The following is a 16,636-nucleotide window of genomic DNA, read 5'->3' on the forward strand; positions in this document are numbered from 1 at the left end:
TTTTGAAGAATCTATAAAAAAAAGTTAAATTACACTCCTATTCAAAATAATGGCACTATTTTGGTAGATAACAAACTACTTAATTATAAAATTGATTAGACAGATGATGAATAGAAAATTTAAACTAATATTGCCAATACTTTTTGTTTTTAGCTTATTTACAAGCTTTCAAACAAGTGAAAATACAATTAATACAGATCCAAAAGACAAACTTTTAATTACTATTTTAAGGTATGTACTTACAGAAGGACACTATAAACCTCAAAAAATTGATGATGCTTTTTCTGAAAAAGTATATACTCGTTTTTTAGAGGGATTAGACCCTTCTAAACGTTATTTTTTACAATCTGATATTGATGAATTTTCAAAGTACAAAACTCAAATTGATGATCAAATTAATAGTGAAGATTTGTCATTCTTTGTTTTAGTTTATAATCGATTTAAACAACGGGTTCATGAATCTGAATCTTTTTACAAACAACTATTAGCGCATAAATTTAATTTTGACAAGAATGAAACTATAGATGTAGCTTATAAAAATTTAACTTATGCCAAAAATTCAGATGAAATAATAAACACTTGGCGTAAGCAGTTAAAGTTCAGTACATTATCTAGATTATATGATAAAATAGCTGCTGAAAACGACAAGAAAAAGGAAGATAAAACATATCGCGTAAAATCATTTGACATTCTTGAAAAAGAAGCTAGAGAAGCAACATTAGAAAATATGAGTGATTATTTTCAACGTGTTGAAGAGTTAACTTACTCTGATTGGTTTTCATCCTATATAAATAGTATTGCTGAAGAATTTGACCCACACACAACCTACTTTGACCCAACGGTGAAGAAACGCTTTGATATTTCAATGGCCGGAAAATTGGAGGGAATTGGCGCAAGACTTACAAAGAAAAATGATTATACCAAAGTAATTGAACTAATTTCTGGTGGCCCAGCTTGGAAACAAGGAGACTTAGAGGTTGGAGATTTAATTTTAAAAGTAGCACAAGGTAATGAAAAGCCAGTTGATATTGTTGGAATGCGTTTAGACGATGCCATTGAATTTATAAAAGGGAAAAAAGGTACCGAGGTTAAACTTACGCTTAAAAAATTAGACGGAACAATTAAAGTAATATCAATTATAAGAGATGTTGTTGAACTAGAGGAAACATTTGTTAAATCAAGTATTGTAAAAAAAGAAGGAAGAACATTTGGAGTTATTAATTTACCTAAATTTTATATTGATTTTGATGAAAAAAACTATAGAAATTCCGCAACAGATATGGCTCAAGAAATTGAACGCTTAAAGAAAGAAAATATTGAAGGCATAGTTCTTGATTTAAGAAATAATGGTGGTGGGTCTTTAAAAACAGCTATAGAGATTTCTGGTTTATTTATTAATAAAGGACCTGTTGTTCAAGTAAAATATAGAGATAGAAAACCTAACGTTAAAAGAGATATAGACCCTAGAATGCAGTGGAATGGCCCTTTGGTAGTATTGGTTAACGAATTATCAGCTTCTGCATCAGAAATTTTTGCTGCTGCAATGCAAGATTATGGTAGAGCTGTAATTATTGGAGGAAAACAAACTTATGGTAAAGGAACTGTACAAAGTGTTTTAGACCTTAACAGATATCATAATTTAAATGAGGATATTGGAGCTTTAAAAATGACTATTCAAAAGTTTTATAGAATTAATGGTGGTTCTACACAACTAGAAGGTGTACACTCTGACATTATGTTACCAGACAGATATACTTATATGAATATTGGTGAACGTGACTTAGAAAATCCCTTAAAATTTGACAAAGTTGAACCTGCCAACTATACCTTTTGGAATAATTATGAAAATTTTAACCAAACAATTAACAGAAGTAAGAAACGAATTTCCAATAATAACTACTTTAAATTAATTGATCAGAATGCAAAGTGGCTGAAAAAATCTCAGGATGATACAGTTATATATTTGAATTATAAAGCCTATGAAAAAGATTTAGAATATCACAAAAATCAATCTTTAAAATATAAAGCTATTGGTGATTACACCTCTAATTTAACATATACATCCCCTCTATATGAAAAAGTGTTGTTACAAAACGATAAGGATTTAGCTGAAAAACGTGAAGCTTGGCATAAAAATTTAAAAAATGATATTTATGTTGAAGAAGCATTAAACGTTTTAAGTGATTTAAAAATAAAACCACAAGATCAATTAGTTAAAAATTAAACTTTACTTTTTTTAAAACAACGTTTATTTCTCTCAAAAAACCCTCAAAAAACATGATTTGTTTTTTGAGGGTTTTTTATTCTGTTGAAAGAAAAAAGAACTATACATTACAACCCTAAATTTAAAAACTTTATCGAATCAAAAGGTTAGTTAATCTAATAGCTATTTTTTAAAGCACCCTTTCTTAATAAGTTTGTTTTACAAATAGCAAACCCACATGCATCCAGAATTGTTTAATTTTTATTTACCTTTTTACACCCATAATGTAACTGTTTACACCTATGCATTTTGCATTGTTATTGGTACATTATTAGCCTCGCTTTATACAAAATGGAGAGCAAAAAAAGACTTAAACATAATTAACCTACCAAACACATTTTTCTACATTATTTTTATAGCTGGTTTTATTGGTGGAAAATTATTTTTCTACTTAGAAAGGCCTGTACATTTTTGGAGTAACCCAAAATTGATGCTCGATAATTTTTCTGGCGGATTTGTATTTTATGGTTCGTTTATAACCACTATTCCAATTGTTATTTGGTATTTAAAAAAGCGAAAAATATCGGTATTACCAATGCTAGATATTTTAGCAATTACCACCATAATAGTACATAGTATTGGTAGAATTGGTTGCTTTAATGCTGGTTGCTGTTATGGTTCCCCAACAAATAGCTTATTTGGTATTGTGTTTCCTACATCAAATAATGTAGCTGTACATCCAACTCAATTATACGAAGCAACTACCTTAATTTTATTAGCAATTTTGCTTCTTTATATAAAAAAACATCAACAATTTAAAGGGCAATTATTCTTGCTTTATATTGGAATGTATGCAATTTCAAGAGCAATATTAGAACTTTTTAGAGGAGATAAAAGAGGTTTTATTATTGAAGAAATTCTATCTCACTCTCAATTTATAGCGCTACTAATCTTACTTACATCATTATTCTTTTACAAAAAATTAAAAACGAAAAACAAATTAATCCTTAATAACTAAAAAAATGAAAAAAAGTATTTTAAACATTGGAGTACCTATAACTTTATTAATAATAGCCATATTTATAATTGGGCCAGCCTGTACGGGAGATCCAGACGAATATAGCTACAATTGGTGGCCTGATACAGATTTAGATGGATTTGGAGATTCATATGAAAATCCGGTTGTAGCAACCAATAATAATGCTCCTTCAAACTATGTAAGAGACAATTCAGACTGTGATGACAGTAATGCAACTATATATCCAGAAGCAACTGAAATACCAGATAATACTATTGATGAAGATTGTAATGACTTATATGGGTATACTTTTTATGCAGACAAAGATGGTGATGGCTTTGGAGCTGGAAGTCCAGTGATTCTTGATTTAGATTTAGGTGCTAATACACCCGATAATTATGCAACTAACGATGCTGATTGTGATGATGACAATGCTGCGATAAATCCTTTAGCTGATGAAATTGCAGGAAATGGTATAGATGACAATTGCGATGGAAATATAGATGTTGTTGAATATTATATTGATGCTGATGGTGATGGTTATGGATCAACTGCCTTTGCTGCAGCACAAGGTGTTACCAACAACATAGATTGTGATGATACAAACGATGAAATTCACCCGTATGCACAGGAGAAGAACAACGGTATTGATGATGATTGTGATGGTTTGATTGATGAAGGATATTAAAATATAAAGTACTATATAAATTCGTTGTGTATAATTATTAAAAACTAATTACGCGCAACGGGTATTTTATTGACAAAGAGCATAACAACAATTTAAAATTAAATAAAAATGAAAAAATTACTAAAAACACTCTTATTATTTACAGTAACATGCGCACTTATAAATTGTGATAACGACAACGGTAATGCAGCAAACGAAACGGCATGTAATTATGAAGGTTTTACTTTTTTAGATACTAATGACAATACACAAACTTTAATACCAGAAACAGATTTAGTAACAGATTTTTTTCCAAATAATGGCGGCCCAGGAATTGCAGCAGTAGAAATTTATGGAGGAAACCCTTTTGTAGTATTTACAACAAATGCAGTTACTGTAGGAGCTACTGAAAATATAAATTTACTTATCAATGGTAATACATATCCAGTTACAGTTACTTGTCAAAGAGCTGGTACTTTAGTAGGAGAAGAATTTAGGTTTGATGTAACTGCTAACAATGTTGAAGCAGAATATTGCGTTGTAATTGATAGTGTAAATCCTTAACAATTAAGTTAGAAATAAACTGAAAGCCCTAAAACAGTGTAGGTTTTAAATTTAGAAATTAAAACCTAAAAAGGGTAAATAATTTTAAAAGAAAAAACGGTGATAAAAATTGTAAATTTACCAACATCAGAAGATGTTTATTCAAAAAAAACTAAAAAATAATCTATAAGAAGAATTAATTAAACTTGCTATTTGAAACACAAGAAACTCCATAGTACTATTATTTTCACATTATTAATATGGGGTTTTTTTTCTGTTCATACTATATTTTTAAAGAAGTCAGAAAGTATAGTAAAAAAAGGAATTGCATTTTTTATGTTACTTTTTACTTTTACTATTTCATTTGCTCAAAAATATACCAATTACACAACAAAGAACGGTTTACCTAGCAATCATATTTACACCATTTTACAAGATTCCGATGATTTTATTTGGTTTTTAACCGATAAAGGAATGGTGAAATTTAATGGTAACAATTTTAAAGTATTTACCACAAAGCAAGGCTTACCTAATAATGATGCATGGGATGGTTTTACAACACCCGACAGTAAACTTTGGTACTTATCAAAAGCTTCAAAACTTGGCTATATAGAAAATGACAGTGTGCATTCTTTTCCAAATAATGATGATGAGAAAATAATAAATCCTATTTTTTCAAGCCAAATTGGAAATAATGTTTACCCAACAGGACCTAAAAATACGTATAAACTTATTAATGGAAAATGGGAAGTGCAAGAATTTAACAAGACTAAAATTATAGATAAAACAATCATTTACAACAAAAAAATAAGTCAAATTTCAATTAATTTCAAACAAGACACTTTAAATATTATTAATAAAAAAAATACTATTATTAAACAGATTGCTGTACGCAACTTATTGAAACACCTTTCTGTAAGAGGGCAAATTACCGATAGTTTATTTACTTGGGTTTCAGAAAAAGAGTATTTAATTTTAAACCTTAATACATTAAAATTAAAGAATTTCTTATTTAAAGATGAAATAGGATTAGAAACTGTAAAACACGCACGTATTAATTTAATAAACAACAAATTACAAATAACAGGGGCTGGATTTGTTGGGTTTTTAGACGATAAACTACATATTAAAGATCCTTTTTACTTTCCGAGTGAACTAAAATCACACTTTGCTTTAATTGATAAAAATAACGCTATTTGGTTTGCTACTTTTTCAAACGGAGTTTACAAACTTCCTTATGTGAAACGCACTGTTAGTTATTCATTAAACAATCAAAAAACCGGGAGATTAAGTGTTACAAATAACGGAATTTATACAACTTGCTTTAATAAAGGGTTTTATAAAATGGATACAGTAACAAATAAATTTAACCTTTTTTTAAAAGAAGAAGAATTCCCTTTTAGAGTTAAAGAAATTAAAGAACTAAACACCGTGTTTTTTCCCTCAAATTATAAACTACGTTATTTCAAAAATAAAAAACTAACAACAGTTGATTATAGAAAATCAGGTGAATTTTTAAATGGTGTTGCTAACCAACTCATTTATCACAATACGAATTTATACAGTATATTTGCTTTTGGGGTTAATAAACTAAACACCAAAACTTTTACAATAGAAAAAGAATATTTACAATCTGGCTGTAACTATTTATTTGCTTTTAACAACCAGTTATTAATTGCTACTAATAATGGTTTAAAAGAATTAAAAAACGATCGTATAATTGACGTGAAATTAAACAATAATCATTTTAACAAATCTATTTTATCTTTAAATAAAATTTCTTCTCACCAGTTTTTAATAAATACGGATGGTTTTGGGAGTTACATTTCCAATTTTAATACCATAACTCAATTACCAAATTCTGAATTTTTAACCGTTGAAAATGCTTTTATTGATACTAATGATATTTGGTTAGCTACCAATGAAGGGATTTTAAAATACACCAAAATTAAGGAAACATACAAATTCATAAAAAAATTAAATTCAAACAATGGCCTTCCTTCAAATATTGTTAATGATATTTTAATTCGTAAAAATAAAATTATAGCGAGTACCAATAATGGTATTGTAATACTTCCAAAAGACCAAGAAAATATATCACAATTTTTAACCATATATTTAGAAAACGCTAACTATAATAATCAAAAAATAACAGGGGAAAATTCAACTTTCAACTATAAAAATGATAACACTATTACATTTTCAGTTTCAAGTATAAATTTTGATGAAAATGTTTCAAAATTAAATTACAACTACAAACTATCACCCGTTCAAAAAAACTGGATTAATACCACATCTACAACTATAAACTTTACTGATTTACCGCCAAACAACTATAATTTAGAACTAGAAGCACAGGGGATTACTAAAAATTACACATTTAGAATAACACCTTTATGGTATCAACACACTATTTCAAAAATTGGAATTTCACTACTAATATTAGTGTTTTTAAGCTTTTTATTACTCAAAATTAGAAATAGAGAATTAGCTAAAAAAACAGCAAAATTAAATACACAAAAACAATTAGCTGAATATGAGTTGCATGCGTTACGATCACAAATGAACCCTCACTTTGTGTTTAATTCCCTAAATGCTATTCAATATTACATCACAAAAAATGAAATTGAATTATCTGAAAAATATTTAGTGCGATTTTCTAGATTGATTCGTAAATTCTTCGATTTTTCAAGAGACAAATTTATAACTTTAGAACAGGAAATTTCTTTACTAAAAAATTACTTAGAAGTTGAAAAAATGCGTTTTGGCAAAGATTTCAACTACAAATTTAACATTGATAAAACACTAAATTTAAACGAACAAAAAATCCCCACAATGCTTTTACAACCCATTGTTGAAAATGCGGTTAATCACGGTTTATTTCATAATGAAGGTAAAGGGTTAATTAAAATTGAATTTTTAAAAAACCCTTTGCATGATTTTGTTGTAAAAATATCAGACAATGGTGTTGGGCTTAAAAAAGCCAAAGAAATAAGAGAAAACTCGATAAAAACACACATTTCAAAATCTAGTGAAATCATTCAAAACAGAATAGAATTATTGAACCAATCTAAAGCGTGGTTTATAACGTATTCTATTCAAGAATTGCAAAATTCAACGGGTACAATTGTTCAACTAACTTTTACAAATAATGAGTAATACTATACAAGCAATAATTGTTGATGACGAAAAAAATGCCTTGGAAAGTTTAGCTTTAAAAGTGTCTAAATATTTCCCAAACATTAATATAACCCATAAATTTCAAAACCCACAAAAAGCAGTTGAAGAAATAAACAAAAACCATCCACATATTTTATTTTTAGATATTGAAATGCCTGTTTTAAGTGGTTTTGACGTGTTGTCTAAAATTGAAAATCCTAATTTTGAAATTATTTTTGTAACCGCTTATAACGAATATGCTATTGACGCCATAAAACATTGTGCCATTGGTTATATTGTAAAACCTATAGATAATGATGAATTAAAAGCTGCTATTGAAAATGCTTTAAAGAATATTAATCAAAAAAGTGCTTTAGAAAAAAACAGACAACTTTTAGAAAACTTAGTCTCAAATGGCAACTCAGTTATTGTAATTCCTACTCAAAAAGGGTTGAGCTTTATAAAAACCGATGCTATTATTCGTTTTGAAGGCATAGATGGTTATACTAAAATTATTTTAACAAATAAAACTACTATTTTAAGTTCGTATAGTATTGGAAAATTCACTAAAACAACTGCTTTACACAATTTTTACTTAGTGCATAAATCTCATTTTATTAATATAAGTTTTATTAAAGAATATTTAAATGAAGGTTATATTGTATTAACTAATAATGATAAAATTCCAGTTTCAAAAATAAGACGCATCGAGTTTTTAGAAAAAATTAGAAACAATTAATTATCACTTAAGTCCTCTTTATATTACACTTTCAATATACGTTTAAGAAGTCCTAAACGCTTTTAGCAATTTAAAAATAAAACCACAACATCAATTAACTAAAAGTTAATGGCGTTTTGTTGTGTTAACTATATATTTAAGAACACCAAAACTGCTATTGAGCTTTAAAACAACACCATAAAATAATTTTAAAATAATTTCGTATAATTGTAATAACAATCTCTAATTAGAAATTAAAAAACTGCTAAATAGGGTAACAAAATTAAATGATGGTTGATATATACCTAAACAATCATAAACAAATTACTAACTAAAAAATCTACTAATGAAAAAAATTATAACTCTTCTGTTTTTGTGACAAAAATTATATATAGATGGAAAATTATAGACTTTCATCTTCTTATACAATAACTAATTCTCATAATCTAATCAAACAGTTATTTTATCGAATGACTATTTTATTTTAAACAATACAACTATATTTTTGAATTTACCTTTAGAACAATTTCAATATAATAGGTAACAAAATTGAAATAAAATTTATATAATTAAAAAAACGAACCTTGAATACTATTAAATATAATTTAGTAATAGTGCTACTTTTTATTAGTGCTATAATATTTGCCCAAGAAAAAGAAAGAGCGATAACTCTTAACGGAAATATTGGTCTTTTTTATGATACGTATAATTATTCCGAACAAAATTATCCAACTTTTAGACCAAGATATCTAGACAACGAATTAAGGTTAAACATTAATGCTACCCTGCAAATTGGAGAATACCTGTCAATTCCTTTTGGAATAAGTATTAGCAATCAAAAAACATTGTATAATTTACCTGAACTACCCGAAGAAAATTTAATAGATTTTATCCAAAACCCCAGAAATAATATTAGTATTAATCCTGAATATAAATGGATAAAAGGTTATTTAGGAACACAAACACCTAGTTATTCAGAGCTTACAACAGGAGATACTCCTATTTTTGGAATAGGAATAGAATTAAATCCAGAAAAGTTTATTTTTTCAGCAAACTATGGTTTATCACAACGAGCTATTGAATCTGATTTATTCCTAAATATAATTGGAGCATATAAACAGGAAATACTAGCAACAAGAATAGGTTATGGTAAAATTGAAGGCACAAAAATTACATTAAATTTTGTAAAAGTAAAGGATGATATAAATTCAGTTATTAATACACCTCTATATGATACTCCTATTGAAGGACTTACAACCTCTTCATTAATTGAGCTTAAAATAAAAGAAAAATTATTATTTAAAACGGAAACCGCTGCGTCAATTTTCACAACCAACTTAAACAATTCTTTTTCAATAAACAACCCTACAATTGAATCTCTTAATAATATTATTACAATAAATGCAAGCAGTAAAGGGGATATTTCTCATGTTTCTTCATTAGATTATATTTCTAAAAAAATTACAGTTGGTGGTGAAATAAGATATATCGGTTCTGGCTTTGTTCCTGTTGGCTACAGAAATATTGAAAAAGATGTTCTAGATTATAAAATAAAATCGAGCTTTAAATTATTTAAAGATAAAACATCAATTAATGGAATGTTTGGTATTCGAAGAAATAATGTTAAAAACACCAATTTACAAAGTACAAAGCGAGTAATAAGTAATATTAACGTGTTTTCACAAGTAAGTGAAACTTTTTCAATAAATGCAAATTATTCAAATTTTGGATTTAATAATAACGAAATAAATAATTTAATTAGAATTGAAATGATTAATAACTCCTTTTCATTATCTCCCTCCTATAAATTTAAATCTGAAAAAATAAATCATCAAATTAATGTAAATGGAAGCCTTAATATTTTTGATCAATTTGATGCTATTAGCAATTCATTTGTAGCTACTAAATCAAAAAATTTAAGTTTAAACTATAATTTAATGTTCCAAGAAATACCCTTAAATATTAATTTTATTAGCTTATTTTTTAATAATGAAATGCCCTTAAGTACCATAAAAATGAGCAACTACGGAACAACTGTTAGTTATAAGTTTTTTGATAAAAAATTAAGTCCATCACTTGGATTAAACCTATCAAATATTACGCGCGATAACTTTACAACAGACCATAGGTTTAGCATCCGTTTTAAAGCAAAATATAAAATAACAAAAAAACTTCAATTTAATTTATCATATAGATTGAATAACTACAAATATGGTTCCTCAAGACCCAATGCTATTACAAATGAACAGAGAATGCAATTTGCATTTTTACAAAAATTTTAAAATTGATACACATGAAAAAAATAAATATTTTATTCGCTATATTTCTAGGTATTTTCTTAAAAGTAAATGCCCAAGAAATTACAATTAATTTAGATGTAGATTCCAATCCAAATCCTGAAATTTCAGAATGGGTTGACAGAACTGAATTAGCACTACTAACAATTGTTAATACTAATGAAAAATATGTAGATTTTGAATATAAAATTCAAACTAAAATATTTAAAGACGGTGAATTAGTTGTTGAAACTAAAACAAGTCAAATGCCAATTATGTATTTACCTTTTGGTTCTGAAACATTCTTAGCAGATGAAATTGTACCTTATAATGCCTTGAGATTTTATGGGAATATAGAAAAAACAGTAATTCAAACCGGGTTACTACCTGCTGGAAATTATTCTTTTTGTGTTTCTATTATTGATTTAGAAGGAAAACCGTTAACAAGGCTAGAAAGTGTTTGTAAACCAATGTTAATTACAGATTATCAATTACCTGAATTAATTTCACCAATTGAAAACACCACAATTTTAGCACAAAACCTACCTTCAACCATATTTACTTGGTCTCCTATTGCTCCAACTCCTCCAGGCGATGAGGGTATAAAATACATTATTGCAATTAGTGAAGTTAAAGGTAAACAAACTCCCGCACGAGCATTTGATGTAAACTACCCTATAGTTGAAGAAGAAATAATAGCTGGCACACAATTTAACTGGCCAACAGATATTGATACACCTGATGAAGATACACAATATGTTTGGAGTATTAAACCCGTAACCTTTAATGATAATCCTTACAAATCTGGTGAAAATAATTTTATTAAAGTAGGTACTTTTAATGTAAAAATAAATAATCGCTCTAGTGAAAACGGAGAAGATGATAAAATCGTTTATGGAGATTCTGAAAATACAACCAATAAAAACAATAAACAAAATGAGTCTTGTGAATGTTTCAATGGTGATGTAATTGATGCGTCCTTTTTACCACTAAATTTATTTAATAATCCTAGCGGAAAAACAGTAATTGAAGTTTCAGGTTTATTAACATTACAAAATATGATAAGATCTTGTATGTCTAATGTACCTGAAGCTAAAGGAAATCCTGCATACAGTTTTGGAAATTGGCAATTTAAAACTCGTATTGGTTTTGATGCCACACATACACCTGATCTTGATACTTTTACATCTAGTGGCGATGTAGGAAGTCACACTTTTAACACGCACGCTTTAATTATGGCTTGCGAAAAAACAGAGCAATTACAAATAGAAGTTACCGTAGTTAACAAACTACTAAATTATAAATGCACCATGGTATTTTTCAAAGATATACCAGAAGAATTTCTGAATGAAATTTATAATGAAAAAGATAATTGCAATTGTGAAGAAAACACCACTCCAGAACCACTAGTTTTTATAGCTCAATCAGACGCACAAACAAGCCCCTTAAAAATGCAACTTATAGATTATGAATCCTATAAAAACTATGTATTGGGTTGTGCAAATAACCCTGAAAATTTTACAATAAATGCAACAATTGATTGGGGTGACGGTACACCGCTAATATATTCAGCAAGTCCAAATACAGAACATACGTATCTTTCTATTGATGATATGCCTGCTACCATTGAATTATTATTTGAATTAAAACCTTTGAGTGTAACAACTAAAAATCAAATAAGTGAAACAACCGAAAATCAAACCTGTATTGTTAACTATGAAGTACCAATAACTGAAAATTTCAAAAATGGAATAGAAATATCTAGCGATTGTAATTGTACTAATTTAAGTTTAACCGAACCTGAATTAAATATTTTTCAAACTGAACCTGAAAATAATCCACGTAATTTAACATTAGGAGGAGTAACAGCTTATCGTGATTACTTGTTATCCTGTAATGAAAATTACAGTCTAGAAACACACAGTATAACCGTAACTTTAAATTGGGATGAAGAACATAGTAACCAATCCATTGTTAATGAAGGCCCTTTTATACACGAATATGCCATAGATCACGAAATACCTGAAGAAATTTGTGCAACTTTTACAATTGCCCCGCTGTTTCCTGAAGATGGAGATGATGAACCTAGCTGTATAACTGTTAAATGTATTGCAGTCTCTCCAGAATTATTAGCACTTAATACGGGGCCTGTTGGAACAGGAGATTTAGCTTTAGGTGAAAGTATTTTTGCTGGAGAACATGTAAACGGACAAGGAGAATTTGAAATTATAACAACAACGCTAGAAGGTGATGCTCCAGGACCATATTCTGGAACAGGAACTGTATATATTGATTGGATAAAATCTGACATGACTGTTGAATTTACTGACATAACTATTGATGGCAATAATAATTTAGTTTCAGGGTTTATAACAGCTCAAGTTCATGACACCGCACCTACCTATCCTTTTGCTTGGGCAGGAGGAATTGCATTAAATAATATTAATGTAGAAAGCATTATAAATTGGGTAGAAAACACTACAGGCCAAGAAATAGATTATGACCCTGCAATAGGTTCAATAATGCCCGTAAAAGTTCCTTTAGGTTTAAATTTTCCTAGTGGAGATCAGTTAGCAATCACTGAAATGGTTTTTAGAGCTGATAAATCTGAATTTAATTTAATAGCAGCCAAAACAACACCTCCAGATTGGGGAGACACTCAATTAATTGGTTTTAAAGCTTTAAACATACAGTATCACCCTAATTCACCTGAGTTTCCACCTGAAAGATTGGAACTTGTTGAAGATATAACTGTTGGGAATATCAATGAAAAAATAACATTCACATTTAGAGCTCCTTCTGCAAATAATCCAGGATGTTATATTGAATGGGATGAATTTGGGTTTTCAGCCTATGGCGTTGAATTAGATGCTAATTTTACACGTGAATGGTTAATTCCATTACCTGATGATGGTACTTCAAAAGCAAAAGCAAATTTAGTTGCTACAGGAAGTGCTTGGGGAGATTTAATTTTTATTGGAAATCTAGAAGAATCTGTTATATCAAGTACAATCCCTGAGCCAGACTCAGGAGTCCCAACAGATTCAGGTTCTCATGATTTCATCATTTTAGCCAATAATATTTCTTATGATTGGTCTGATGTTGCAAATGCTCCAGCAATTGATTTCCCTCCAATTTACACTGGTGAAACAACTAACTTATTTAGAGGTTTCCATATGGAAGAGCTCACTTTAAAGTTCTCACCAAACAAAATGAATACTCCAAACGGAGATCCCATTGAAATAAGCATAAATGATATGATTATTGATGATACAGGAATTACACTAGAAGCTGAAATTGAAAACTTGGTAGTTTTTGGAGATGCTGAAATTGGTGATATGGCCGCAAGTATAGATCGTGTTTATTTAGAAATTTTATCCAGTAGTTTTGTTGAAGCTGGTGTTGAAGGTAGAATAGCAATACCTGTAAGTGATGGAAATAGTTTAGATGACTCATTAGCTTATACCGCACTTTTTAATGTACCTCTTGATCCTGCAGCAAATAAAAACTTTCAAATTACTTTAACTCCAGATCAACCTATAAATGCAGATTTATTAAAAGGAACCTTCAATTTAGATGATACATCCAACCTCTCAGGTTATTTTGATAAAGACAAAAAAACATTCACTATGGAATTAAATGGTGATTTTACTTGGGAAGATGCAGAAATAGGCCCTGTAAAAGAAATTAATTTAGAAATTGGGTTTGAAGGTGTTGGCTTTGATTACGACTCTAGCCTTACTTCAAATAAATTAACTTTTGACTCTGGTGAATGGTCATTTGCAAGTCCACAAAAGCGAATGGCAAACTTTCCAGTTACCATTGATAATATAGATTACACAACAATGACTGCAACCGGAAACCAACTATTACACGGAAAACTTAATTTTGATGTGATTTTTAATTTATCATCAAAAATTGGAGGAATGACCACCTTAGGTGCTGAATTTTCAATAAATGATGATTCTGGTAGTGGCGGAAAAAAGTTTGTTCCAAATTTTATTGGAGGAGTCATAGATTCCATCGCAATTCAAGCTGATATGGCTGCCGTTAAAATAAAAGGAGCCATTGGATTTAGAAATGACGATCCTGTTTTTGGAGATGGATTTATAGGAACACTTAGTGCCGAATTTAAAGGCCCAGGAATAAAAGTTGATGCTTTAGCAGAATTTGGAAACACAACCTATTTAAGTATGAGTAGATACAGATACTGGAGAGTAGAAGCTGAAGCAACATTTCCTGCTCCAGGAATAACATTCTTACCTGGTATGGCATTCCGTGGTTTTGGAGGTGGCGCATTTAAAAATATGGAAGCAACCCTATCAGGAAATACCTATACGTTTACACCAAAAAAATCTTCCTTCGGTTTTAGAGCAAAAGCAGTAATGGCTACCACACCAAAAGAAGAAACATTCAACGCTGATGTTGGTTTATTAGGAACATTCTCTAATAGTGGAGGTATGACTTATATTGGTTTTACAGGTGATTTTTATGTTGGTGCTGGCTTTGCTAAACGAAACAATGCTAAAATTGATGGAACGCTTACTGTAGATTATGATTTCCCACAAAAACACTTTAATATGAGTGCTAGTGTAAATGTAAATGCATCACCTATTACAACCCCTAGCCCAATGAGTTTAGTGCTAGATATTAATGGAAAAACGAATTTATGGTATTTTAAATTTGGAGAACCTGCCAATTTAAATACTGTAAACGTATTTGGTGTTAGTTTGTATGAATATTTAATGTTTGGAAATTCTATTCCTTACCCAGGCGGTTTTACAAATACATTTAAAACAAATTATTACAATGCCGTTGGTGTTTATCCAAGTGCAGGAGGAGCAGCAACTGGAGGTGTAGGTAGTAATACAGCAGCTGGAAAAGGATTTGCTCTTGGAATAGGTTTTATGTTTGATAAAAGTGGTGAAAAACAATTGACAGATTACAATAATGGTAACAAAAAACATGTATTAAGTTTTGCATTAGCAGCTGGAGCAGAATTACACCTTTCGTATATGGAGTATTTAGGAAGTTGTGGAGGCTATACTCCTGTTGGCATTAATGGTTGGCGTGCAAAAGGTAGTTTAGGAATGTATGGTATGGCTGCAGCAGGTGTAAAAAAATATAAAAGAAATGGATCCGTTAAATGGAATACAACCGTTGCAAGTTTAGCCGCTGGTGCTTGGATTACAGGTGAATTTCCTAATCCGTATTATGTAGCTGGTGCTATTGATGGTTCAATTACAGTTTTTGATTTAATTTCTTTTAACTTTCACAAAGATTTTGAAAAAGGAACTTCTTGTGGAAATGGTAGTGCAGGAACTGGTGCTCCTGTAACGCAAGGTGATGCTGCTGCTGATCAAGAAAATGCTTTAATACAATATATCCATCCTGAGAATTCGTTTAATTTCCCTATTGATGAACCTCTTGCGGTGAAGTTTGGGTTAAATCCTGATGAAGTTTTTGATGTTTCAGAACAACAAGCAAATGGTACTGTTATCATGCGCACATTTAAAATGGTTGTAACTAAAAATTTACAGATTAAAGATGATGCAACAGGAGTTTGGTCTGGGGTAAGTTTAACAACAAACGAAAATAATTTAGGCGAATATTTATACACTAAAACAGCTCCTATTACTGTTACGGCATCAGCTCAATTAAATTCATTTCCTCCAGGAGGAGGAGCTGGAAATTTGCCAGTTGCTACCACAGCAGCCTCAGGTGTTTATACTGCTCCTGCAAATTATACACCCGTAACTATACCTGCATCCAAAACAACAGTAAACTTATCTCAATTAGTTATTTATCCTGCCCCAGAAATATCTAATGACTATGATGATTTACCTCCTGATCCAGCTCCAATTGTAAATTCACTTACTGCTGATAAAAACTATAAATTTACCGTAACTGCTACTCTAAAAGAGTGGAATGGTTCAAACTGGGTAAATGCTCTTAAAAATAATGGAACTCCTGTAAGCCAAACAATTATTAAACAATTTAGAACTGGAGACGCAAGTTTAACAGCAAACAATATTCTATATAATTACTAAAA

The 16,636-nt window shown here is 29.6% G+C and carries 8 protein-coding genes; all 8 read left to right on the forward strand.

What is annotated here, in order from left to right:
• Positions 1–106: 106 nt before the first annotated feature.
• A complete protein-coding gene (locus Lupro_RS05785) occupies positions 107–2,224 on the forward strand; it encodes a carboxy terminal-processing peptidase (protein WP_068207187.1) in 2,118 nt (705 codons plus the stop codon).
• A gap of 217 nt (positions 2,225–2,441) precedes the next feature.
• Positions 2,442–3,221 (forward strand): prolipoprotein diacylglyceryl transferase, encoded by a 780-nt coding sequence (locus Lupro_RS05790; RefSeq protein WP_068207190.1) that lies wholly within the window; start codon positions 2,442–2,444, stop codon positions 3,219–3,221.
• A 4-nt stretch (positions 3,222–3,225) separates the two neighbouring features.
• Positions 3,226–3,909, forward strand: coding sequence for a putative metal-binding motif-containing protein (locus Lupro_RS05795; protein WP_068207193.1), 684 nt, complete (start codon positions 3,226–3,228; stop codon positions 3,907–3,909).
• A gap of 108 nt (positions 3,910–4,017) precedes the next feature.
• On the forward strand, positions 4,018–4,452 hold the full coding sequence (locus Lupro_RS05800; protein ID WP_068207196.1) for a hypothetical protein: 435 nt from the start codon (positions 4,018–4,020) through the stop codon (positions 4,450–4,452).
• 192 nt (positions 4,453–4,644) lie between these two features.
• The gene (locus tag Lupro_RS05805; RefSeq protein WP_068207199.1) at positions 4,645–7,590 is read left to right on the forward strand and encodes a sensor histidine kinase; all 2,946 of its coding nucleotides are present in this window, start codon (positions 4,645–4,647) and stop codon (positions 7,588–7,590) included.
• Positions 7,583–8,329, forward strand: coding sequence for a LytR/AlgR family response regulator transcription factor (locus Lupro_RS05810; protein WP_068207202.1), 747 nt, complete (start codon positions 7,583–7,585; stop codon positions 8,327–8,329). The genes Lupro_RS05805 and Lupro_RS05810 overlap by 8 nt, the downstream gene beginning before the upstream one ends.
• A 563-nt stretch (positions 8,330–8,892) precedes the next feature.
• Positions 8,893–10,590 (forward strand): hypothetical protein, encoded by a 1,698-nt coding sequence (locus Lupro_RS05815; RefSeq protein ID WP_068207207.1) that lies wholly within the window; start codon positions 8,893–8,895, stop codon positions 10,588–10,590.
• A gap of 11 nt (positions 10,591–10,601) precedes the next feature.
• Positions 10,602–16,634 (forward strand): hypothetical protein, encoded by a 6,033-nt coding sequence (locus Lupro_RS05820; protein ID WP_068207210.1) that lies wholly within the window; start codon positions 10,602–10,604, stop codon positions 16,632–16,634.
• Positions 16,635–16,636 lie beyond the last annotated feature (2 nt).

This window comes from Lutibacter profundi, from assembly GCF_001543325.1.
In the GTDB taxonomy this organism is placed as follows: Bacteria; Bacteroidota; Bacteroidia; order Flavobacteriales; family Flavobacteriaceae; genus Lutibacter; species Lutibacter profundi.

Coding starts and splice junctions, on each gene's coding strand:
- Lupro_RS05790 (WP_068207190.1), top strand. CDS start 2,442: ATGCATCCAGAATTGTTTAATTTTTATTTACCTTTTTACACCCATAAT.
- Lupro_RS05820 (WP_068207210.1), top strand. CDS start 10,602: ATGAAAAAAATAAATATTTTATTCGCTATATTTCTAGGTATTTTCTTA.
- Lupro_RS05795 (WP_068207193.1), top strand. CDS start 3,226: ATGAAAAAAAGTATTTTAAACATTGGAGTACCTATAACTTTATTAATA.
- Lupro_RS05800 (WP_068207196.1), top strand. CDS start 4,018: ATGAAAAAATTACTAAAAACACTCTTATTATTTACAGTAACATGCGCA.
- Lupro_RS05810 (WP_068207202.1), top strand. CDS start 7,583: ATGAGTAATACTATACAAGCAATAATTGTTGATGACGAAAAAAATGCC.
- Lupro_RS05785 (WP_068207187.1), top strand. CDS start 107: ATGAATAGAAAATTTAAACTAATATTGCCAATACTTTTTGTTTTTAGC.